The sequence below is a fragment of the Mesorhizobium sp. YM1C-6-2 genome (genome assembly GCF_003666685.1).
Taxonomy (GTDB): Bacteria; Pseudomonadota; Alphaproteobacteria; order Rhizobiales; family Rhizobiaceae; genus Mesorhizobium_K.
This window is the reverse complement of record NZ_RCIZ01000014.1, coordinates 1-21,254: the sequence shown is the minus strand read 5'-3', so window position 1 is coordinate 21,254 and position 21,254 is coordinate 1. Positions and strand designations below refer to the sequence as shown.

Below are 21,254 nucleotides of genomic sequence, written 5' to 3'. Positions count from 1 at the left end.
CTCGTGCCGCCTCCACAGGAACCCGCTCAGCCGAACCGGCCGGTGATGTAGTCCTGCGTGCGCTTGTCGTCGGGATTGGTGAACATCTTGTCGGTCGCCCCTTCCTCGACCAGATAGCCGAGATGGAACATCGCCGTGCGCTGCGAGACGCGCGCCGCCTGCTGCATCGAGTGCGTCACGATGACGATCGTGTAGTTCTGCTTCAGCTCGTCGATCAACTCCTCGACCTTGGCGGTGGCGATCGGGTCGAGCGCCGAGCACGGCTCGTCCATCAGGATGACCTCCGGCGAGACGGCGATGGCGCGCGCGATGCAGAGGCGCTGCTGCTGGCCACCCGAAAGGCCGGTGCCGGATTCGGAGAGACGGTCCTTCACCTCGTTCCATAGAGCCGCCTTCTTCAGGCTCGACTCGACGATTTCGTCGAGCTCGGCGCGGCTTTTGGCCAGGCCGTGGATGCGCGGGCCATAGGCGACGTTCTCGTAGATCGACTTCGGAAACGGATTGGGCTTCTGGAACACCATGCCGACGCGCGCCCGCAACTCCACCACGTCGATCCTGGGGTCGTAGATGTCCTCCTTGTCGAGCGTGATCTCGCCCGCGACGCGGCAGATCGGGATCGTGTCGTTCATCCGGTTGAGGCAGCGCAGGAAGGTCGACTTGCCGCAGCCCGACGGTCCGATGAGCGCGGTGACCTGCTTCTCGCGCACGTCGAGATCGACGCCGAACAGCGCCTGCTTCTCGCCGTAGTGCACGGTGACCTTCTTGCCCTGCATCTTCACGGACGGTTCGTTCGTCATGGGATTCAGCTTGTTCTCGATTGCGACGTCGGTGAGGATGTTCATCGGTTCGTGCTCCATTTACCAGCGGCGCTCGAAGCGCTTGCGCAGGATCACCGCGACGGCGTTCATGATGACGAGGAAGCCGAGCAGGATCAGGATTGCCGCCGAGGTCTTCTGCTGGAACGCCGGCTCCGGGAAATCGGCCCACATGAAGATCTGGACGGGGAGGATCGTCGCCGGGTCGGTGAAGCCGCCCGGGATGTCGACGATGAACGCCACCATGCCGATCATCAGCAGCGGCGCCGTCTCGCCCAGCGCATGCGCCATGCCGAGGATCGTTCCCGTCATGATGCCCGGCATGGCGAGCGGCAGGACGTGATGGAAGACGGTCTGCACCTTGGATGCGCCGATGCCGAGCGCGGCCTCGCGGATCGACGGCGGCACCGCCCGCAGCGAGGCGCGGGACGCGATGATGATGATCGGCAGGGTCATCAGCGCGAGGACCAGGCCGCCGACGACGGGCGCCGAGCGCGGCATGCCGAACAGGTTGAGGAAGACGGCGAGACCGAGCAGACCGAACACGATCGACGGCACGGCGGCGAGATTGTTGATGTTGACCTCGATCAGGGTCGTGATGCGGTTCTTCGGCGCGAATTCCTCGAGATAGATGGCCGCCGAGACGCCGATCGGGAAGGCGACCGCCAGCGTCACGATCAGGGTGAGGAACGAGCCGACGACGGCGCCCCAGATTCCGGCGAGTTCGGCCTCGCGGCTGGCCCCGGTGAAGAGGAAGATCGTATTCCAGCGGCTCTCGACCGCGCCCTGCGCCTTCAGATTGTCGAGCCAGACGATTTCGCGGTCGCTGATCTTGCGACTGGCTTCCGGGGTGGTGATGGTCCGCAGCACCGCGCCGGCCGGCGCGGAGACGGGTGCGGACAGCGCCTCCAGGACGATGCCCTTGGCGGTGTTGCCGGGCCCGACCTCGGTGAGCTTGACCGTGCCGCCGGCGACGTCGACGAAAAGCGAGGCTGCCGAGCTGGTCAGCCGCAGCACACCGGTGTCATCCGTCGCGCCGGCTCCGCGCGCCAGGCGCGCGACTGTGTCGTCGGCAAAGGTCAGGTCGACGTCGCCCGTCGCAGCCGAGACAGTGACGCCGTTCAGCGCCTGCGGCTCGGCGCTCTTGGCGAGCAGCCCCTTGAGATAAAGATCCGAGAAATCGTCGAGCGGAGCTGAGAACTCGACCGTCTTGCCGAGCATCGACGGATCGTTCTCGATCGCCTGGCGCAGGAAAACGCCGGATCCGCTGGAGACGATGCCGCGCAGCAGCCTGCGCTCCTGCCGGCCGGTCACGTCCGGGAATTTCGCGGCGAGCGCATCCTGGACGATGCCGAGATAGTTCGCGCCTGCCGGATTGGCGGGATCGATATTTTCGGCCGAAAGCTCGACCGGAACCGTCAGGTAGTTCATCCGGAATGCCGGCAGCGCCTGCGTCACGATGGTCGACAGCAGCAACAGCAGGAAGAGCCCCGCCAGCGCCACGGCCCCGGCGCCGAGCCATTTGAAGCGCAACTCCGCGGCGTAGCGCCCTCTCAGGCGCGCCTTGGCGGCATCGTTCGTATGAATACCGGAGGCGCGGTCGGCGCCGCCGCCGATGGTCGAGGCGATATCAGTCATACTGTTCCCGATATTTCTTGACGACGCGGAGCGCGATGACGTTAAGGGCGAGCGTTGCGCAGAAGAGGACGAGGCCGAGAGCGAATGCGGCGCGCGTCTTGGCGCTGTCGAACTCCTGGTCGCCGACCAGCAGGGTAGCGATCTGCACGGTGATGGTCGTCACGGCTTCGAGCGGATTGATCGAGAGATTGGCGGCAAGGCCGGCGGCCATCACCACGATCATCGTCTCGCCGATGGCCCGGCTGACCGCGAGCAGCATCGCCGACACGATGCCCGGCAGCGCCGCCGGCAGCACCACCTTGCGGATGGTCTCGGATTTCGTCGCCCCGAGGCCGGCGGAGCCGTCGCGCAGCGACTGCGGCACGGCGTTGATGACGTCGTCCGAAAGCGACGACACGAAGGGGATGATCATGATGCCCATCACCACACCGGCGGCGATGGCCGATTCCGACGCGACATCGAGGCCAAGCGATTCGCCCATCCCGCGGAAGAAGGGCGCGACGGTCAGCGCGGCGAAGAACCCGTAGACCACCGTCGGGATGCCGGCCAGGATCTCAAGCACGGGCTTGGCGACGGCACGGACGCTCTTGGAAGCGTAGTCGGAAAGATAGATAGCCGACATCAGGCCGATGGGAGCCGCGACGATCATGGCGATGAAGGTGATCAGCAGCGTCCCGACGAACAGCGGTATGGCGCCGAAGATGTCCTGGTTCACCGCGCCGGCCTCCGCGCCCGCGCCGGTGAAGGCGCTTTGCGGCGACCAGTGCAGGCCGAACAGGAACTTGAAGAACGGAACCTCGGCGAAGAACAGCAGGGATTCCAGGATCAGCGACATCACGATGCCGATCGTGGTCAGGATCGCGACGACCGAGCAGGCGATCAGCACGATCCGCACCACGCGCTCGACGACATGCCGGGCGCGGAAAGCCGGGGCGATCCTCCGGTAGCCGTAAAGGAATCCGGCGACGGCAAGCGCCGCGCAGAACGAGCCAATCAGCACCACGCTCGTGGTGTGGATGCTGCGGTAGGCAGCCGCGGCGGCCTCCTTGGTCGCATCCGTGAAGCCGACGAGGCCGCCGAAGGCGATCGCCTTGGCGTCGCGGATGAACGCTTCGACCTGCGGGACGCCCAGTCCGGCAAGATCGGCGGCAAAGCGGGACTTGATGATCGAAGTTTCGACACCGGGGCTGAAGATGGCCCAGGCGGCCAGGGCAAGCAGCGCCGGGCCGGCAGCGCAGAGCGCGAGGTAGCTGCCGTGCTGGGCCGGCAGGGAATGCAGCCTGGCGACCTCGCCGCCGACGACAGCAAGGGCGCGGCCGCGACCGAGGAGAAAGGCCACTGCAGCCAGCGCCAGCAATGCTACAACGATGTACAGAACCATGTCGGACGGACCCCGCGCCTGCTGTACCTGAACACGTCCGCCCGAGGCTGAAGCCGTTCGGCGGACAAGGCCCGGCCGGCAAGAAGCCGGACGGGCCGATTACCGGATGGGATCAGGAACCCATGCCCTTCAGAGCCTTGGCGGCCTCGGCAACCGAAGCGCGCTCGGCGTCGGGCAGCGGGATCAGGCCCTTGTCGGCGAGATAACCCTCCGTGCCCCAGGCGCCTTCCGACGTGTATTCGGCGATGAACTCGGCCATGCCGGGGATCACGCCGACGTGTTCCTTCTTGGCGTAGATGAAGAGCGAACGCGACACGCCGTAGTCGCCCGAGGCGATGTTCTCGAAGGTCGGCTCGATGCCGCCGATCTTGTGGCCCTGCAACTTGTCGGCGTTCTGGTCGAGGAAGGAGAAGCCGAAGATGCCGAAGGCGTTCGAATTGGCTTCGAGCTTCTGCACGATCAGATTGTCGTTCTCGCCGGCCTCGACATAGGCGCCATCCTCGCGGATTTCGCCGCAACCCTTCTCGTTGGCAGCCTTGACCTCGTCCTGGCAGGCCTCATCCATGACCAGCTCGACGAAGGCGTCGCGCGTGCCCGAGGTCGGCGGCGGGCCGAGAACCTCGATCTTGGTGGCCGGCAGCGAAGCGTCGATGTCGGACCAATTGACGTAGGGGTTGGCGACGACCTTGCCGTCGACCGCCACGTTCTTGGCGAGCGCCTTGAAAAGCTGCTCCTTGGTCAGGTCCACGGCAGAGCCGGCCTTCGAGTTGGCGATGACGATGCCGTCGAACCCGACCTTGATCTCGACCGGAGTGGCGCCATTGGCCTTGCACTCTGCCAGCTCGCTGTCCTTCATGGGGCGCGAAGCGTTGGTGAAGTCGGGCGTATTCTCGCCGACGCCGGCGCAGAACAGCTTCATGCCGCCGCCGGTACCGGTGGATTCGACGACCGGCGTCTTGAACTGGCCACCCTGGCCGAGCTTCTCGGCAACCGCGGTGGTGAAGGGAAACACGGTCGAAGAACCGACGATCTGGATCTGGTCGCGCGCGGCGGCATAGCCAGCCGATGCGGCGAGCGCGACGGCAGCGGCCGACGCGGTAAGGATTGTTTTCTTCATCTAGCCTGCTCCTGTTCGGAAACTGTCAAGGACGCGTGTCCTCAGCGCCCGGTGAGCCATTAGCTTTTGACTATTACAGTTGGATGACAGTTTGATGTCAGTCCCGTAACGCAGGCAGGAACAGTACGCCGGCTAATCTTAGCGTTGCTGGGAACCGCTTCCGGGCGGCGGCCCTATGCGTAAGGGAAACAGTAAATGTGACCGGCATCGGGGATGCCCGATGCAGCGCTCGCGGCGACAATGCGATTTCTGGAAAAAAATCGGGCGGGAGGCGGCGCCTGCAGCCAGGGGATGTGGCCTGGCCGGGCCTCGCCGAAACAGTGTCGCGTTGGGGATTGACACCGTCTTTGGTCGGCGGCCGCTGCTCCCGCCCGCTGAAGCGAACAGAATAGCCTTATGGTTAATCCCTGGGCAGGAACGGCGGCTATGGTGCGATCACACCATAGCGCACGTCACTCAGCCGGCATGGCGATTCGCGGCTCCGGCTTGCGCGGTCCAGCGTTCGACCTTTTCAATCAAGGCCTTAGGGCTGATCGGCTTGGGCAGATAGTCGTCCATGCCGGCCTCAATGCAGCGTTCGCGGTCGCCCTTGAGCGCATGGGCGGTGACGCCGATGATCGGTATGTGGCGTCCGCTGCCGGCTTCTGCGTTCCTGATCGCCGCCGTCGCCTCGAGGCCGCTCATTTCCGGCATCGACACGTCCATCAGGATGATGCGTGGGTTCACTTCGTCGAGCGCCGCGAGCGCCAGCCGGCCGTTGGAAACGATCTCGAAACTGTAGTCCGTCTCGCCGAGTATCTGCGTGAACACGAGCTGGTTCACCTCGTTGTCCTCCGCCACCAATATGTCGACGCCATGCCCGTCACCGGCGAGCTTGCCGGCCTTCCTGGCCTGGGCGGGGGGCGGTTCCGAGCCACTCGGCCCGGCCGGCGCAACCGGCTCCGTCCGATCGACAGCCATGTCCTCAGCCGGCGCGCGCTGCTTCTGGATCGCCGCCACGATCGTCTCGAGCAGCAGCGACGAGCGCGCCGGCTTGATGAGCTGCGCTTCTATGGCGAGGTTCCGGAAGCCGGGTCCCGACAGGGACTGGTCGACCGAGGTCAGCATGACGATCGGCGTGTCCGCGATGCCGGGGGTGGCGCGGACGATGCGCGCCATCTCGCCGCCTGTCATGCCGGGCATCTGGTAGTCGAGAACGATGCAGTCGACGGCAATCCCCTGGGCCGCGGCGGCGGCCAGCACCTTCAGCCCTTCCTCGCCGCTTTCGGCCGCGCAGGAATCGAAAGCCCAGGAAGCCATCTGCTCGGACAGGATCGAACGGTTCACCTGATTGTCGTCGACGATCAGGATGCGGGCGCCGGTGACGTCGGACGGCGTCACCCGCCGGCGCGAACGGCCGGCATTGGGCAACGTCACCGTGAACCAGAATGTCGAGCCCTCGCCCTCGGCGCTCTCGACACCGATCTCTCCGCCCATCAGCGACACCAGGCGCGAAGTGATGGCGAGGCCGAGCCCCGTGCCCTCGTGCCGGCGCGTCGACGAGGCATCGACCTGGCTGAATTTCTCGAACACGGCGGCGAGCTTGTCGGACGGTATGCCGATGCCCGTGTCGGTCACCGCGATGCGGATCCGCGTCGCGCCGTCCAGCCGCTCGCCGCTGGCGTCGACCAGCACATGACCGGAATCGGTGAACTTCACCGCATTGCCGATCAGATTGGTGATGATCTGCCGGAAGCGCCCGACATCGCCGACATAGCTCTCGTTGAGTCCCGGCTCGACGCGCACGATCAGCTCAAGATCCTTCTCCTTGGCCCGCGTCGAGATCAGCGTCGCAACGTCCTCGATCGCCTCGGCGAGCGCGAAGGGAGCGGGGTCGAGCACGAGCTGCCCCGCGTCGATCTTGGAGAAGTCGAGGATGTCGTTGATGATGGTGAGCAGCGCATTGCCCGACTTCACGATGATCTCGGTGAAGGTCTTCTGCTTGGGATCGAGGTCGGAGCGGGCCAGCAGTTCGGCCATGCCGAGAACGCCGTTCATCGGCGTCCTGATCTCGTGGCTCATATTGGCGAGAAATTCGGACTTGGCGCGGTCGGCCAGCACCGCCCGGCGCTGCGCTTCCCGCAGTTCCTTCTCGCGTTCCTTCTGCTCGGTGACGTCGATGGTCGAGCCAAGCAGATAGAGCGTCCCGTCGGAGGCCACCATCGAGCCCTTGCGCGCCATCTGGTACCTCACGCCGCCATCAGGTGCGGTGAGCGTCTCCTCGATCTCCCGCCTGTCGCCCGTGCGCAATATGGCCCGGTCGTCTTCCATGAAGGCGAGGCCGTCGTCGCCGGAGACCTCGAAGTCGGTCCTGCCGATCGCCTCGTGGTAGGGAACGCCGGTGAGCTGGGTCCAGTATTTGTTGACGTAGAAGAGCTTCAGGTCGTTGCGCTTGGCGTAGATCGCCACAGGCACGTTGTCGATCAGGCTGCGGAAGATCTCGTTCTCGCGCTGGCTTTCCTGGAGCCGCGCCTCGCGCGCCTTGACCTCGGTGATGTCGGTGCTCGAGCCGATCAGGTGCACGGTGCCGTCACTGGCGACGAGCCGGCTCTTCTTGGCGATGAGCTGGCGCTGTGTGCCGTCACGGCGCGTCAGCGTCTCCTCGACCTCGTTGGCGATGCCGGTGCCGATGACAGAGAGATCGCGCTCGGCAAAGCCGTCGCCTTCGCCGGCAAAGAAATCGCGATCCGTCTGCCCCGAGGCCTCCTCCTTGGAGATGCCGGTGAGGTCGCTCCACGCCTTGTTGACGAACTCGAAGGTGAGATCCTCCGACTTGACGTAGGCGGGGACCGGAAGCTCGTCGAGCACGTGACGGTAGAGCTCGGTCTTGCGCATGCTCCTGCGCAGCGCCTTCTCGCGCTCCTTCATCTCCGTGATGTCGACGCGCACGCCGATGAAGGTGCCGTCGTCAGTACGCGTGTCGATGACCTGGAACCAGCGGCCGTCAGGATTGCGACGCTCGTACATGCTGTGGCGCAACTGGTGCCGCGCCATGTAGGCCTCGGTCCAGGCGTCCGGGTCGGTCTCGTAGAGGATGTCGACCGCCGGGTCGCCGCTGGACCGGAAATAGCCATGCTTGCGGCCGTGCAGGACTGCGTCGCGGAAGGAAAGGCCTGTCCGCCAGATCGGCTGCAGGCCCGGCAGGGAATCCTGCAGCTTGCGGTTGGCAAGGACGAACTTGTCGTCCCGGTCGTAGATGACGACGCCGGCGGGCAGCGATTCCAGCACGTCGGCAAGCCGCCGCCGGGCCACCTCCGCCTCGGTCTCGCGGCGCTTCATATCGGTCGCGTCGAAGACGAAGCAGGCGACGTAGCGCCTGCCGCTGCCGAACTCCACGCGATGCTTGCGCACGATGCGCGAGCGCTCGGCGCCGCCCTGCTCGAACTGCTCCTCGACTTCGTAGGGCTCGCCGCTCGAAAGCACCTGCCGCTCCGACCGCTCGAAAGCGGCAAGCTGGTCGGCCGGCAGGAAGTCCCCGCCATCCCTGCCCAGCATCGCTTGCGGCGACCGTCCGTACAACGAGGCGAAGGCCTCGTTGACAAAGACGAAGTTGAGATCCTCGTCCTTGACGAAGATCGGATCCCTGACCGAGTCCAGCACCGACTCGGCAAGCCGCGACCGCTCCAGCGCCGCCTCGAACGGCGCTATCAGGCCGGTCACGTTGCGGCCGACGCCGCGATAGCCGAGGAACCTCCCGTCGGCGCTGAAACGCGGGAAGCCGGTGATAGAGACCCAGCGGCAGTCCCGCCGGCCGGCGGTGAATTCATAGACGAAATCGCGGAACGGCCTTCGCGACTGCAGATCGTCGAGATGGGCCTCAGCCTGTGCCGACCCGCTCGGCCCCTGCCTCAGGAAGTCGAAGCGGAAGCGTCCAAGCATGGTCTCGGCCGGAACGCCGGTCGCTTCCTCATAGTCTTCGGAGAGCCAGGAGAAGCGCAGTTCGGCATCGGTTTCCCAGATCCAGTCGGAGCCGGCCTGCGCCAGTTCGAAGACCTCGCCGCATGGAAACTCGCGCGTCGGGCACGGCGGCGCCCCTCGTGCCCGCACGAAAGACCTCGCCGATGCGCCTTGCGGCGCCTCTTCCCTGTCCGCCATACCGTTCCACCCTGGACCGGACCTGCCTGCCCCGTCCTCCGCGGCGACTGTGCGCGAGAAGCATTAAGGATTGACTAACCATAATTTGCCTTGGACGCAGATGGGCGACCGCGTCCTAACAGCGGCATGATCGCGGCGGTCGTCGGACTGCCGCCGGCGCGAGATCTTCCCGCCAAGGAAGATACGCATGCGCTTGGCCGCCTCTTGAAGGCTTGGCGGCGGACGCACCGGCTGGTAATCGGATTTTTAGCAAACGGGTTAAGTGAACTTTCAGCCTGGTCCCCGTACGGGATGGCCCTGTCCGCAAATCTCCGTACAGAGACAACAGCGTGAACCGTTCAAGAGGCGGGGATGAAGCTCGACTTTCCGACGCTTTACGTCGTCATCCTGCTCAACTCCATTGGCTTTGCGCTGGTGTGGGCGCTCATCGCCTTTTCATACCGCTCGCTGCACGCCGCCAGATACTGGCTGGCCGCGCTGGTCATGACCTGTCTCAGCGGGCCGGCCCTCGTGCTCGGCGACGGCTGGCCCCTGCTGCTCTATGTCGGGAACGTGCTGGTCATCGGCAGCTTCGCCGTCATCTGGCAGGGCGTCCGCGTATTTTACGGGCAGGCGCCCACCTGGCACTGGGTCGCCCTGATCGTCGCGGTCAGTGTCGGGGCCATGATACTTTTCGGATCGTCACAGGCAGCCAACAACATCATCTTCGCGCTCGGCCAGATAGTCGCCGTTGCCTTGGCCATCGCGACATTGCTCAGCGCCGGCAGACGGCATCTGGGCGCCTGGGTGGCCGCGGCCGCCGGCGGCGTGCTGATCGTCGGCCAGAGCGCCGAAGCCGTGACCAACGCGCTCCGGCTCGCCGGGTGGATGAGCACCGACGCCTATTATGTGCTCGCAGCCTGGTTCCTCGTCTGCGCTGTCATTGGCGCCAGCATCTGGAATCTCGGCTTCCTGCTGATGACGACCGATCGCCTGCGCGCCGACTTGCACGCACTGGCGACGCGCGACGAGCTGACGGGCCTGCCGAACCGGCGGGCACTCGGAGAGAGAATCCGCTTCAGCGAAAAGTCCGCGAGGCGAAAGGACAGCAGCGTCGGGGTGCTGATGATCGACCTCGACAAATTCAAGGACATCAACGACGCATACGGACATGCCGCCGGCGACGCCGCCCTGAAGCATATAGCGTCGGTGACGGCCTCCCTGCTGCGGGACGGCGATTTCCTGGCGCGTATCGGCGGCGATGAGTTCTGCATCTTGCTGCCCGGCGTCAATGTCGTCCAGGCGAGCTCGATAGCCGAGCAGCTGGCCCGCTCGATTGCGGACCGCCCGCTGAACTGGCGCGGCAACGACATCGCGGTTTCCGCCAGCATAGGTGTCGCCGAGTGGAGACCGGATTCACCCGTCGGCCTTGCCGACAGCCTGCCGCTCGCCGACGCTGCGCTCCTCGGCACCAAGCGCGACGGCCGCAACGGCAGCAGCGTCTACAAGCCCAAGCCGCCCCTGCTGAGGATCGTATAGACAGGACGCGCCATCGCGACCGGGCAATTCCAGAGCGCGACTACGCTCCCGGAAGCCGTTCTGACTGCATATTATGAGGGAACAGGCCAAGCCGCTGGAAAGAGCTTGGTACGCCCACGGGGAATCGAACCCCGGTTTGCGCCGTGAGAGGGCTTGAAGATAAGCCAGCCAGGTTCAGCCTCGTCCATTGAAACCTCACTAAACTCAATGAATTGAGTAGCGCAATCCATGCTTGTCCAACTGAGTCAGCGCATGTATATTGGACAAAGAGTTGGACAGATCGGAGCCAGGATCATGGCAAAACGAGTGAAGGATGCCCAGTTGGACAGCCGGGCGGCGCGCGAGAAGCTGAAGGTGCGCGGCAAGCCCTATTACAGGGCGCTCGCTCGCGGGCTGCATCTGGGCTACCGAAAGAACAAGGTTGGCGGCGTCTGGGTCGCGCGACTTTACACCGGCGACCGGTCCTACAAGGTGGAGACCATCAAGCCAGCAGACGACAGGCTGCCAGCAGACGGAGCTTCGGTGCTCGATTTCTGGCAGGCGCAGGATGCGGCCCGCCAGCTCTACGGACGTCAGAACGCGCCTGCCGAACCGGAAGCCGTCACGGTTCGGCGGGTCGTTGAGGACTACATCAGGAAGCGCGACGAGCGCGACAGCCGTCGGCGCGGGAGCGCAGTGCGGTCGGACGCCAGCCGTAGGCTCGGCCGCTACGTTCTGGGGCAGAAGAAGCGTGGCAACCACGACGCCATACCTGCGACGTCGCTGGCCGGCATAGCGATGGCCAACCTAGCCGACGACGATCTCGCCGGCTGGCGCAAGAGCCTGCCTGACACGTTGAAAGAAACGACAAAGCGGCGGCTGGTTAACGACCTCAAGGCCGCACTCAACGGGCAACGCAAGCAACTGAACCCGGCGGTAGACGTGAAAGCGGCGCTGAAGAGCGATGTCACCGACGACGAAGCCGATCCGGTCGCACGGGACAGCCAGATTCTGAGCGACGCCCAGATCATGCGCCTGCTCGGCGCTGCTGGGCAGATCGACGCCGAACTTGGCTGGGATGGCGACCTGTTTCGGCTCGTCTCCGTGCTGAATGCCACAGGTGCGCGGTTCTCGCAGATTGCCCGCATGAAGGTGAGGGACTGCCAGTTGGCCGAGGCCCGGCTGCTTGTGCCGTCCAGCCGCAAGGGCAAGGGCGGCGGTAAGGCCGGGTCGATCACTATCCCTGTCGAGCCGGCCGTGATCGACGCACTGCGGCCGGCGGTGGTCGGTCGCGCCGGCGATGCGCCGCTCCTGGAGCGCTGGAGGCATCGGCAGACGCCAGGCAGCATCCGCTGGGTGCGCGGGGAGCGCGGGCCATGGCAGACATCGACTGAAATGGATCGGTCTTGGCGGGCCATCCGGGAGCGCGCGCAGATGCCAGGCGTGATCGCCTACGCGCTGCGTCATTCATCCATCGTTCGCGGCATCCGGCAGAACCTGCCGATCCGGCTCGTCGCGGCAGCGCACGACACGTCGGTTGCGATGATCGAAAAGCATTACGCCAAGTGGATCACGAGCGGGCTTGAGGAGATGGCTCGCGCCGCTATCGTGCCGTTGATGCCGCCGGCAGACGCAGGCGGTAAGGTTTTGCAATTGCCTTCTCGCTCAAAGCAAAAAGCGCTGTAGAATTAGAATAACATTCCTATCAACTTCGGGGAACCCCTGCGCGTGAGCGCGGGGGTTTATTTGTGATGGTCAGCAAGCGCTTTCTTGTATTCTTATCATAAGGAGACGTAGAACTATGTTGCTATAACGATATATATTTCTCATGTTTTATATGAGAATTGCCGCCATTAATATTGATTTTCTTATTAGGAAGTACTGTAAAGCGTCGATGGTGCTTAAAAGGTGCTTAGCAAGAACCGTTGATCAAGTAAGGTTACTACGTATATTTTGAACACGGATGGAACGGGGCGAATAGGCGTCGCCGCATCAATGGAGGCATCACCGCCGAACAAAAAGAGGAACGACCATGCCTACCATCGAGACCCAAATCGCCACTTTCCGTGATCCTTCCGTGCCGGGGTTCTGTGCGCGCCACCATCTGTCGAGGTCTAGTTATTACAATCTGAAGGCCGCCGGCAAAGCGCCACGTGAGTACGTCGTGGGGAAGCTCATCCGCATCTCGCCCGAGGCTGAAGCCGCATGGGTACGCGACCGCGAGGCGGAAGCCGAAGCCCGCGCCACTGCAACAGCATAACGAGAGAACCGGCCGTCGCGAACGACGACCGGGGGTAGACTTCTCTCTGAGTGCTGGAAACGCTTAGAAAACATAGTCTTATCGCCCCGAAAGTCAAGGCGCGACGGTCCCGCTGAAGGACCATCACGATGACCAGAAAACCCCCCATCTCGCCAACCGGCCCGAATGTCGTCAGCTTCGAGCTGCCATTGCCGGTCGCCATCTTCGCCGGCCTGTCGACGTGGCTCGCGCTCAGCGGGCTCGTCTTTCTGGCGGGCGGCCTCGTCGGCCGATTGCTGCAGGCGGTGCTCTCATGAGCACCGCTAACCCTCCCACTCCGGAAGCAAGTTCGATGAAACAGTATACGCGCGACCGGCTGAAGCTGCTGGAAAACGGCTACAGTCCCATCCGGAACCGCGACAAGCGGACTTTCATGAGAGACTGGACCTCGGCCGAGATCACCGAGGAAACCATCCTGTCGTGGGACCGCTCGACGCGCGACACGGCCACAGGAATGCGCGTCGAGAACGGACTGGCCGTCATCGACTTCGACACCGATGACAAGGATGCGATGGACGAGATCGCCGATACGGTGTGCGAGCGCATCCCTGAGCTTGGACAGGCCTACAACCGCCGCAAGCTCGTCATTCGCCAAGGAAAAGGGGCGAAGGAAGCTTGGTTCTGCCGAACGTCGGAAGAGTTCGGTCGCATCCACAGCCGAGCGTTCACGAAGTCCGACGAAACCGTCGATGACGGCACCCATCGCGTCGAGATTTTTGGCGGTGCCTCGCCTCGGCAGTTCGGATGCGCAGGCCCGCACACGGTCGATGACGACGGCACCGTCAAGGTCGAGTATCGCTATCCCGAGGCGTCGTTGCTCGACACGAAAAAGTCGGAGCTTCCCGAGCTGACGAAGCAGCAGTGCTTCCAGATCGCCGACATCGTCGAGGACGTGCTGACGCGACGCGGCTGGAGCCCCGTCGAGCGCTCGTCGAAGGGCGAGAACGACGCGACGCGCGTCTACGATCTTACCGACGACATGACGTTCGACATGCAGAACGGCGACACGCTGACGCTCGACCAGTTGCGCACAGCCGCGAAGGCGCATGAGCACGGCCTACGCTGCAGCGCTAGCTGGCTGGAGGGTCCACAAGCCGTTAATCGAACCCGGTGCCTCGTGACGGTCACGAGAACGGGCAATCTGGCCATCTGGGAGAGCGCTGCAGGCGTCACGCACCTTGAAGCTGAGCTGAAGCCCTGCGACCTGTCGGAAGGCATTCGCGAGCGGCTCAGAAAGCTGCAGGTCTCGGCAGCGAGCAGCGGCATCGCTGTGGCGACCGGCGAGGAGGCGGAACGGCTTGCGTACAACAAGCTGGTAGACGCCGAAGTCGAGAAGCTTTCTCGGCTCGCGCAGAAGGAATATCAGCGTGCCCGCACCCCGGCGTCGCGGCGGCTCGGCATAAACCTTCGGACGCTCGACAGCATGGTCCGCACCACACGGAAAGCCCGCACCGATAAGGCGGCTCGGGCCGACGCCGCCAGGCACGGCCGCGCCCTGACCTGCGACGACTTCGCCGCAGACATGCAGACCCATCAGTACATTCACAAGCCGACTGGTGCGCTGTGGCCCGCCCCCAGCGTCAATGCGCGCGTCCCTCCGGTCGAGGTCAAAGACGGTGACGCAACACCCGCGTCCGAATGGCTCGACAGGAATAGCCCGGTCGACCAGCGGACATGGCTGCCCGGCGAGCCGGAAATCATACGTGACGAGCTGATAGACGAAGGCGGTCGACGCCCTCACAAAGGGGCGGCCGTATTCAACGTGTACAAGCCTGCGGTCTGCAAATCGGTGTCGGGCGACCCGGGACCATGGCGCAACCATGTCCACCTCGTTTACCCCGAGGACGCCCCCCACATCATTTCTTGGATGGCGCATCGGGTGCAGCGGCCGGCGGAAAAAATCAACCACGCGCTGTTGCTGGGCGGGAAGCCAGGCATCGGCAAGGATACGATCCTCGAACCCGTCAGGCAGGCTGTCGGGCCGTGGAATGTCGCCGACATCAAGCCCGACGAGCTGTTCGGCCAGTTCAACTCGTTTGCGCGATCCGTACTCGCGGTCATCAGCGAAATCCACGATCTCGGCGACGCCAACCGCTTCTCCTTCTACGAGCGGACTAAACGCTACATCGTGGCCCCGCCCGAGGTGCTGACCGTGAACGAAAAGCACCTTCGGCCGTACAACGTGCCCAACGTCTGCGGCGTAGTCTTGACGACCAACCACAAGACGGACGGGCTCTTCCTGCCGCCGGATGATCGCCGCCACTACGTCGCATGGTCACCGCTGATGGAAAACCCGAGACCGGCGGCGTACTTCGACGAACTCTATCGCTGGTACACGCAGGAATGCGGTTTCGAGATCGTCGCGGATCACCTGCGAACGCTCGACATCAGCGCTTTCAACCCTAAGAAACCGCCGCTCAAAACTGGGGCGTTCTGGGAGATCGTACACGCGTCCAGCAATCCGGAAGACGCGGAGCTGGTCGACGCGCTGGAAGGGCTCGGCGACAAGGACGCAGTCATCATCTCCGACCTGATGCAGCATCGGGTCGGGCGTGAACTCGGCGATCTGGCGTCGCGCCGGAAGGTGCCGCACCGGATGGGTGCGGTCGGCTACGTCATCGTTCGCAACCCTGCCGCCAAAGACGGCCTGTGGAAGCTGAACGGCAAGCGGCAGGCGATCTACGGCCGCGAAGCCGCGACGCCGGCAGCGCGGCTGCAGGCTGCTCAGGCGCGGGCGAAGGAGCCGGAAGTTGGGGGCGGCAAATGACAACCTTGGGCACCCCTGTCCGGCGACAGCAACCGCAGCGTCAAAAACTGCCTGCGATCAGTGAAGTCAGTGATCCGCCATTGCACGACTTTTCAAATCAAAACACATGCTAACTATCTGACATTGTTCCTAAAAGATGAAAAAGAAATACGCAAAATGACTGGATCACTGATCGGAAGAAGAGAAGTGATCTGTTTTGAAAAGCCGCGCAATGGCGGATCACTGATTTCACTGACTTCACTGATCGGAAGCTCACTGCGGCGGCAGCGCGAGTTGCCTGTGCCGCCTGTGCCAGCCCCTTCCTCCCGGCGGCGACCCCGCCGCAGCGCCAATGCCCTGCCGGCGCGCTGGGCCTCACTCTATGGAGCATTGGGATGAGCAAGATCATCGATTTCGAAACCTATCGCCGATCCTTCGTCGCACAGACCCGACAGCGCCTGAGCCGCGCCGAGCGGAAGCAGACCCGCCGCCGACGCTACACCGATAACCTGCTCGACCTTGAGACGCAGCGCGCTCGCCCGACTAAACCGCGGCGCCGGTGCTGGTCGAGGCCGGGTCCGCCCCGGCGAAGCCTGCCGGCTTGCTGTCCAACCCTCAGCGAAGCGCGTGCCTTGGCAGTATGGCTGCTGCATTGTGAGCGCGACTGCATGATCAGCCACTTCGAACGCCGGCTCGCCGAAACCATTGTCGAGAAAGCGGACGCACGAAGGCATGTCACTCGATGGGACGCCAACCGGCTCATGCGAACCGTCAACCGGGTTCGGGCCTGAAGACCCGCTTGATGGTTGGCAGCCATCTGCGATGATGTAGACGGCCAGGGGTTTCGCCGTTGTTGATCAAACGGAATTGGGGTGATGTCGTGAACAAGTTTCTTCTTCTCTCAGGCCTTTGCCTTCTGACGGCCTGCGCGACGCCGCCGGACCAGATCAAGCCGGTGGCCGACAACCGAAAGTGACACAGAACGACCGCGACCGGCTCGCAGACATCAGCGCCAATCAACAGAAGAACGCCGACCGCGATGCACTCGGAGTTTTCTTAGTCGGCGTGCCTCTCGGAAAGGATGACGACCACGCGCCCGAGATCGCAAGATTGAAAGGTCGCTGCGGGGTAAAATAGAGAGGCTACTTGGTGCGGCGACCCATCACGCCGCGCCAGAAGGAGATAAGGATGGTTGCGCCCGGAGGGCGCCGCTGGCTGTGACAAACTGGAAGCGGTGCCGACCGGCCGCCAACGAGTTATTGAGGGATACAGCGCAATATTGCCATTTATGTCTATCATAGATTTCAGCTCCTAAAAGGGCGGCGCGCCCGGCGGGCAGCGCCCCTCAGGAGGCGAAGATGACGCAGAACCAGCGGCAAGGTCGACCATCGAGCTATTGCGCCGAAGCTATCCAACTCGCCAGAAGCGGCATAACGCAACCCGAGATCGCCGCAGCGCTAGGGTGTTCGAATAGAACTCTCTCGCGGTGGGCGCTCAAGTACCCGGAGTTTCGTGCTGCCTTAGATCGAGGCCTCGTCAGACGCGATGCCGAACGGCGCTTGGCCGAGACAGCGCCGCTCCGTGCTAGTGCGGCGAAACTTCTACGTATGATAGCGGACGCCCAGGCTTCCGCTGGTCACTGTAAAGGTCCTTCGGGGGACAACAGTCGTGACGTCACCAGATCGGATAGGGGATTGAGAGGTACCCCAAAAATCTCGCGCCAGGATGATCTCGCTCTGAGAGAAACCGAACCAATTTTCGCCCGATATAAGCCGGCCGAGGATGAACAGAACCTTTCGCACGGCGAGCCTCTTGAACTCCTTGATCCTCGTGCCGATTGGTAGGTTTCGCTGCCGGTGGCGGAACGCCGTGCGGCAATCTATAATGTTGTTAGAATTTTGTCTGCGAGTTGTCTGACTGCCAGCGAACTTGGCTGTAGGAAACGCATCCTTGAAGGGAATGACAGTACTCGGGGGGAGAGCACATGGCAGCCAAATTGCTGCAAGTTATCGCGGACGGCGGGTGCTATTGGCGACGCCAGGAAGAGAGCCGCGGCCACTCTTTTGCCGTGCCAAACGCGACGCCGTTCAAGATCGCGATGGAAGGGCCGCTGAGCAATCGCTTTCGAGAAGGAGAATGCCGCGGCGGATATTTCGTTATGGCCGATGGGACAAAGTACATCTCCGCTAACGAAGCGGTGAACACGGTTCGCGATGTTTCGAGCAACGCCTTCCTGCACGTCTACTTTTATCTCGACGGCCGATGGGTCGTGGCGGACGACGTACGGGAAAGCGATTGGTCTCTGCTCGACGAGATCGATGAAGAGGCACTGCGGATCGCTAAGGAGGATGTGCGCCGCGTAGCCCGTCAGAAGAAAGCCGACGCAGATGAAGTACGCATTACTCGGGCCGCTGCAAAATACGCCCTGCAGAGCAATGCCGTCATGGAGCTTGCGCGGATGGCAGTCGAACATCGAAAGAGCATGGCGTCGTTCGTCACCGATGGACTGGATCTTTGAGGTGGCGCTTATCCGGCGTTTCCGTACCGATTGCGATGGATGGCAAGCGACGTGATCTCATCTTACGACTGCGTTATGGAGGGGGGAGGGTGATATGATGCAGCGGGTCTCAATTGTCCGTTGCGTGCCTTGCTGCATGCGCCGAAGTCGGATGCATACCTGACCAGCCCGAGCGTCGACGGCACGAGCAACCACAGATATTGGGCCGAAGATTGAGGCGGAACCATCGTAACTCGAAGTTCTGTTGATGGTGGCCGCTAGCGACCATGCCGGCTTGCGGCATTGCCAACACACCTTATGCCAGTACCTTCTGAACCGTGGCCTTTGAGAAGCCTATCTGGGCCGCAATCTTTCGGATGCTGACACCCTCTTTCCGCAGCTTCCATATCTCAGCTTCGATCGCATCGGTGACGAGCTTGGGCCGTCCACCAACCCTGCCTTCGGCCTTGGCCTTGGCTATGCCTTCCATCTGACGCTCCCGGCGTATCTCGGTTTCGAACTCCGCGATGAGTGCCAGGATGCCCATGACGAGCTTGCCGGTTCTCGACGTGGTGTCCACGGCCGCATCGTCCAGCACCTTGAAGCCGACGCCCCTATCGTTGAGGTCCGTCACGATCCTGTAGAGGTCCGCTGTCGAGCGAGCGAGCCTGTCGAGCTTGGTGACAAGCAGCGTGTCGCCTTCCCTGACATAGCGCAAGCACTCGGCTAGCTGTGGCCGTTTACCGTCCAAGCCTGACCGCTTCTCTGAAAACAGCTTCGTAGCGCCTGCTGCCTTCAAGCGATCAAGCTGCGTCTGGTAGTCCTGCTGTCCTGTCGAGACCCGCGCGTAGCCTACGATGCTGCCCATGTCTGTACCCTTTTCTCTATGCGAATGCAGACACATGGTTAGTGTACGCAATAAGTACAGTCAACAGGTCTGTGCTAGAAAGGTGTACTTTTGTGGACGCGAAAGTGATTATGATTGCTCTGGCTTGACTACTTTCGATAGCGTTCCGCGATGTGAGAATGCGGGGAGAGTGGCTATGGCCGTCAAGCGTAACCGAATACCGCTTCCACTTCATTCGTCCGTCCTTCAATCATGGTCGCGCTCTAACTCCAAGGTGGATGAAAATCTCAGTGGCAGGTCAGACCGATCGGCGCCAACGTGTCGGTGAAGAGGCTGTTGATGCCACGTTGAGGCGGACGAAGGCCGGCAGGCGGTGACAGCCGGCCGGTCCTTCGAGTGCCTTAGACGTGACTTGAACGCCGATTTCTCGCAGCCGGCGGAATCGCCGTATCCTCGACCAAGATGTCCTTCTTGCGAGCAAAGGCCATGAACACCCCTCGTGCGGTTTCAGTGTCGATGTCGCCGGCAAGTGCAGCCTTGCAAGCGCGGACTGCAGCTCGTTGCTCAGGGCTATTGCCGCCCCACTCCGATGCGAATTGGTAGGCATCTGCCACGGTGTTCAATTGTCGGGGAAAGCCAAGTCCGACCCATACGACAACTGGCTTTAAAAACGGCTGTGCAAGCATAGACACCTCCTTGGCTCTTGGGCCGGCAATCCGGCGCTGTGACGTTTAAGAGACAAGATTTGTGGCGCGGTTTTCGTCGTTTCAAGGGGTCTTAAGGTTGGTGTGCGTGTCTGCCGTCTTCCTTCAGCCGGCTGGAAGACGGCGCTGCTATCCGCCATGACGGCGGGTCGGTTCTTGTCGGTAGTTTTAGCCTCGGGCTCGCACCCATACGTCGTGGTTGCAATTCAGACAGGTGGATCGATCTCTGTCGGCAGTCGTGCCGCACTGCTTGCATACCAGGGAATCCCTGCCTGCCGTTTGGGTGGCTTTGACCTCGGTCGGTGGTTCTATTTCCCAAGGAGGCACGATCGGCAAGCCCGGCCTGCTTTCCTTTGCTTTGAAGACGGTCAGCGCGCCATCCGTTTCGATGTAGGCGTGCGCCACCTCACCGAGATGTTCCACTCCGTGTTCTCGCAGCTGCTGGAACAATTCGTTTCTGCTGAGGCTGTCGCTGCTCAAAGTCGCGACACATCACTCCGCCGCGGATCGCTTCTTCTGGAATGCCGTCAATCGCTCGCTCTGCCGTTGAGCTCTTCGCGATGACGGTGTCTAGACCTTTGTTGGCGACGACAACGACCGTGATTACCAGAAGGGCATGAAGTAGGGGCACATCAGGATAGAACATTGCGTCCCCCACCGCAGATCCGAGCGCGATGACCAGAAGAAATTCTATTGTGGAGAGTTGTCCTATAGTCCGGCTGCCAAGCCACCTCAGTAACACCAGGGCATAAACGTAGATGACGGCTGTCCTGAACGCTATCTCGAGCAGAAACAGCGTCGGCTCGTCGCCCAGAAGCATACGCTCCCAATCGAATATTTGTATTGCCTGATCCACGTTCAGCCTCCTTGCACAGGCCAGAACGCTACCCATGGAACAACGTTCCTGGCCGGGCCGGATTGCCGGGGCCTCAAATCCGGGTACGGTGTCAGCACGAGAATTCTATCGTCACCCATCTTGCTCGCTGGCGCTTACGAGTTCAAAGGTTGACCAGATATGTCAAAACGTCTGCTTAGGTATTGAGAGCCGGTCTGTCCGAAACGCCATGCTTTGTCGACAGCTTTCGAAATACCAATCCGGCAGCCGCAGACCACCGGTACGGAAGCATCGGGTCTGTTGAAGGAGAAAGCGGAATCGCCGAGAAATCGGCCATCGCAGGACCCGTCTATCCCCAGAGCCCGCGCTAACCGGCCGGGGCCGGAACATAGCAGGCGCAGCCCGGTAAGCCTCCGACGCTCAACCATCCGATCGATCCCGTGCAGCGGTTCAATCGCGCGAAGAAGAACTGCAGATCCTGGGCTACAAACGAAATTCAGGCACCAATGAAGGCCGTAGGAGCGGTAGACATATGCGTGGCCGGGTGGTCCGAACATGACAGCGTTGCGACGTGTCTCTCCGCCGAAACTGTGTGAGGCTGGGTCATCTGCAGCATAGGCCTCGGTTTCAACGATGATGCCGCCCACGCCGTGCACACAGAAATCAAAGTGTTGATTGCTGCTGAGAAGTGACCCGGGGGAGCGTGTAATTTTCATTGAGAAGTGACCCATGTTTGAACCCGTC

The 21,254-nt window shown here is 62.6% G+C and carries 17 protein-coding genes; 8 read left to right on the top strand and 9 right to left on the bottom strand.

The features are described from left to right. Positions 1–26: 26 nt before the first annotated feature. The 5 genes from pstB to D8676_RS24065 all read right to left on the bottom strand — a co-directional run bounded on the left by pstB (position 27) and on the right by D8676_RS24065 (position 9,085). Positions 27–842, bottom strand: a complete 816-nt coding sequence (pstB, locus tag D8676_RS24085) for a phosphate ABC transporter ATP-binding protein PstB (protein ID WP_121583700.1) — start codon at positions 840–842, stop codon at positions 27–29. A 15-nt stretch (positions 843–857) separates the two neighbouring features. Beyond that, positions 858–2,453, bottom strand: coding sequence for a phosphate ABC transporter permease PstA (gene pstA, locus D8676_RS24080; RefSeq protein ID WP_121583640.1), 1,596 nt, complete (start codon positions 2,451–2,453; stop codon positions 858–860). Further along, positions 2,446–3,834 (bottom strand): phosphate ABC transporter permease subunit PstC, encoded by a 1,389-nt coding sequence (pstC, locus tag D8676_RS24075; protein ID WP_121583639.1) that lies wholly within the window; start codon positions 3,832–3,834, stop codon positions 2,446–2,448. The genes pstA and pstC overlap by 8 nt, the downstream gene beginning before the upstream one ends. A 112-nt stretch (positions 3,835–3,946) precedes the next feature. Beyond that, on the bottom strand, positions 3,947–4,951 hold the full coding sequence (locus D8676_RS24070; protein WP_121583638.1) for a PstS family phosphate ABC transporter substrate-binding protein: 1,005 nt from the start codon (positions 4,949–4,951) through the stop codon (positions 3,947–3,949). 456 nt (positions 4,952–5,407) lie between these two features. After that, the gene (locus D8676_RS24065; RefSeq protein ID WP_121583637.1) at positions 5,408–9,085 is read right to left on the bottom strand and encodes a PAS domain-containing protein; all 3,678 of its coding nucleotides are present in this window, start codon (positions 9,083–9,085) and stop codon (positions 5,408–5,410) included. Positions 9,086–9,436: 351 nt separating this feature from the next. Here D8676_RS24065 and D8676_RS24060 point away from each other — a divergent pair, with 351 nt between their 5' ends. From D8676_RS24060 to D8676_RS24035, 8 genes are all read left to right on the top strand, one after another. Then, positions 9,437–10,603: a GGDEF domain-containing protein gene (locus D8676_RS24060; RefSeq protein WP_121583636.1), complete on the top strand. Its 1,167-nt coding sequence runs from the start codon at positions 9,437–9,439 to the stop codon at positions 10,601–10,603. 294 nt (positions 10,604–10,897) lie between these two features. Then, positions 10,898–12,268 carry a tyrosine-type recombinase/integrase gene (locus D8676_RS24055; RefSeq protein ID WP_121583635.1) on the top strand — a complete coding sequence of 457 codons (1,371 nt, stop codon included), beginning with the start codon at positions 10,898–10,900 and terminating at the stop codon, positions 12,266–12,268. A 346-nt stretch (positions 12,269–12,614) separates the two neighbouring features. Then, positions 12,615–12,842: a transcriptional regulator gene (locus D8676_RS24050; protein ID WP_121583634.1), complete on the top strand. Its 228-nt coding sequence runs from the start codon at positions 12,615–12,617 to the stop codon at positions 12,840–12,842. A 128-nt stretch (positions 12,843–12,970) separates the two neighbouring features. After that, a complete protein-coding gene (locus tag D8676_RS27480; protein WP_183097226.1) occupies positions 12,971–13,138 on the top strand; it encodes a hypothetical protein in 168 nt (55 codons plus the stop codon). After that, complete coding sequence (locus tag D8676_RS24045) at positions 13,135–15,648, top strand: primase-helicase family protein (RefSeq protein ID WP_183097225.1); 2,514 nt, start codon at positions 13,135–13,137, stop codon at positions 15,646–15,648. The genes D8676_RS27480 and D8676_RS24045 overlap by 4 nt, the downstream gene beginning before the upstream one ends. Before the next feature lie 60 nt (positions 15,649–15,708). Beyond that, positions 15,709–16,026, top strand: coding sequence for a hypothetical protein (locus D8676_RS27100; RefSeq protein ID WP_147448248.1), 318 nt, complete (start codon positions 15,709–15,711; stop codon positions 16,024–16,026). Then, a complete protein-coding gene (locus tag D8676_RS27095; protein ID WP_147448247.1) occupies positions 16,023–16,418 on the top strand; it encodes a hypothetical protein in 396 nt (131 codons plus the stop codon). Before D8676_RS27100 ends, D8676_RS27095 begins: the two co-directional genes overlap by 4 nt. Positions 16,419–17,611: 1,193 nt before the next feature. Continuing rightward, positions 17,612–18,145, top strand: a complete 534-nt coding sequence (locus tag D8676_RS24035; protein WP_121583631.1) for a hypothetical protein — start codon at positions 17,612–17,614, stop codon at positions 18,143–18,145. 295 nt (positions 18,146–18,440) lie between these two features. Here D8676_RS24035 and D8676_RS24030 read toward each other — a convergent pair whose 3' ends face one another. The 4 genes from D8676_RS24030 to D8676_RS24015 all read right to left on the bottom strand — a co-directional run bounded on the left by D8676_RS24030 (position 18,441) and on the right by D8676_RS24015 (position 21,226). Then, positions 18,441–18,992: a recombinase family protein gene (locus D8676_RS24030; RefSeq protein ID WP_121583630.1), complete on the bottom strand. Its 552-nt coding sequence runs from the start codon at positions 18,990–18,992 to the stop codon at positions 18,441–18,443. 380 nt (positions 18,993–19,372) lie between these two features. Then, positions 19,373–19,657 (bottom strand): DUF982 domain-containing protein, encoded by a 285-nt coding sequence (locus tag D8676_RS24025; protein WP_121583629.1) that lies wholly within the window; start codon positions 19,655–19,657, stop codon positions 19,373–19,375. Between the two features lie 424 nt (positions 19,658–20,081). After that, positions 20,082–20,567 carry a DUF421 domain-containing protein gene (locus tag D8676_RS27475; RefSeq protein WP_183097223.1) on the bottom strand — a complete coding sequence of 162 codons (486 nt, stop codon included), beginning with the start codon at positions 20,565–20,567 and terminating at the stop codon, positions 20,082–20,084. Positions 20,568–20,665: 98 nt separating this feature from the next. Continuing rightward, positions 20,666–21,226: a DNA-3-methyladenine glycosylase gene (locus D8676_RS24015; protein ID WP_121583699.1), complete on the bottom strand. Its 561-nt coding sequence runs from the start codon at positions 21,224–21,226 to the stop codon at positions 20,666–20,668. Positions 21,227–21,254: the final 28 nt, after the last annotated feature.

Bases quoted from the DNA above. Each gene is read 5' to 3' on its own strand.
- pstB (WP_121583700.1), bottom strand. From the start codon at position 842: ATGAACATCCTCACCGACGTCGCAATCGAGAACAAGCTGAATCCCATG.
- pstA (WP_121583640.1), bottom strand. From the start codon at position 2,453: ATGACTGATATCGCCTCGACCATCGGCGGCGGCGCCGACCGCGCCTCC.
- pstC (WP_121583639.1), bottom strand. From the start codon at position 3,834: ATGGTTCTGTACATCGTTGTAGCATTGCTGGCGCTGGCTGCAGTGGCC.
- D8676_RS24070 (WP_121583638.1), bottom strand. From the start codon at position 4,951: ATGAAGAAAACAATCCTTACCGCGTCGGCCGCTGCCGTCGCGCTCGCC.
- D8676_RS24065 (WP_121583637.1), bottom strand. From the start codon at position 9,085: ATGGCGGACAGGGAAGAGGCGCCGCAAGGCGCATCGGCGAGGTCTTTC.
- D8676_RS24060 (WP_121583636.1), top strand. From the start codon at position 9,437: ATGAAGCTCGACTTTCCGACGCTTTACGTCGTCATCCTGCTCAACTCC.
- D8676_RS24055 (WP_121583635.1), top strand. From the start codon at position 10,898: ATGGCAAAACGAGTGAAGGATGCCCAGTTGGACAGCCGGGCGGCGCGC.
- D8676_RS24050 (WP_121583634.1), top strand. From the start codon at position 12,615: ATGCCTACCATCGAGACCCAAATCGCCACTTTCCGTGATCCTTCCGTG.
- D8676_RS27480 (WP_183097226.1), top strand. From the start codon at position 12,971: ATGACCAGAAAACCCCCCATCTCGCCAACCGGCCCGAATGTCGTCAGC.
- D8676_RS24045 (WP_183097225.1), top strand. From the start codon at position 13,135: ATGAGCACCGCTAACCCTCCCACTCCGGAAGCAAGTTCGATGAAACAG.
- D8676_RS27095 (WP_147448247.1), top strand. From the start codon at position 16,023: ATGAGCAAGATCATCGATTTCGAAACCTATCGCCGATCCTTCGTCGCA.
- D8676_RS24035 (WP_121583631.1), top strand. From the start codon at position 17,612: ATGGCAGCCAAATTGCTGCAAGTTATCGCGGACGGCGGGTGCTATTGG.
- D8676_RS24030 (WP_121583630.1), bottom strand. From the start codon at position 18,992: ATGGGCAGCATCGTAGGCTACGCGCGGGTCTCGACAGGACAGCAGGAC.
- D8676_RS24025 (WP_121583629.1), bottom strand. From the start codon at position 19,657: ATGCTTGCACAGCCGTTTTTAAAGCCAGTTGTCGTATGGGTCGGACTT.
- D8676_RS27475 (WP_183097223.1), bottom strand. From the start codon at position 20,567: ATGGGTAGCGTTCTGGCCTGTGCAAGGAGGCTGAACGTGGATCAGGCA.
- D8676_RS24015 (WP_121583699.1), bottom strand. From the start codon at position 21,226: ATGAAAATTACACGCTCCCCCGGGTCACTTCTCAGCAGCAATCAACAC.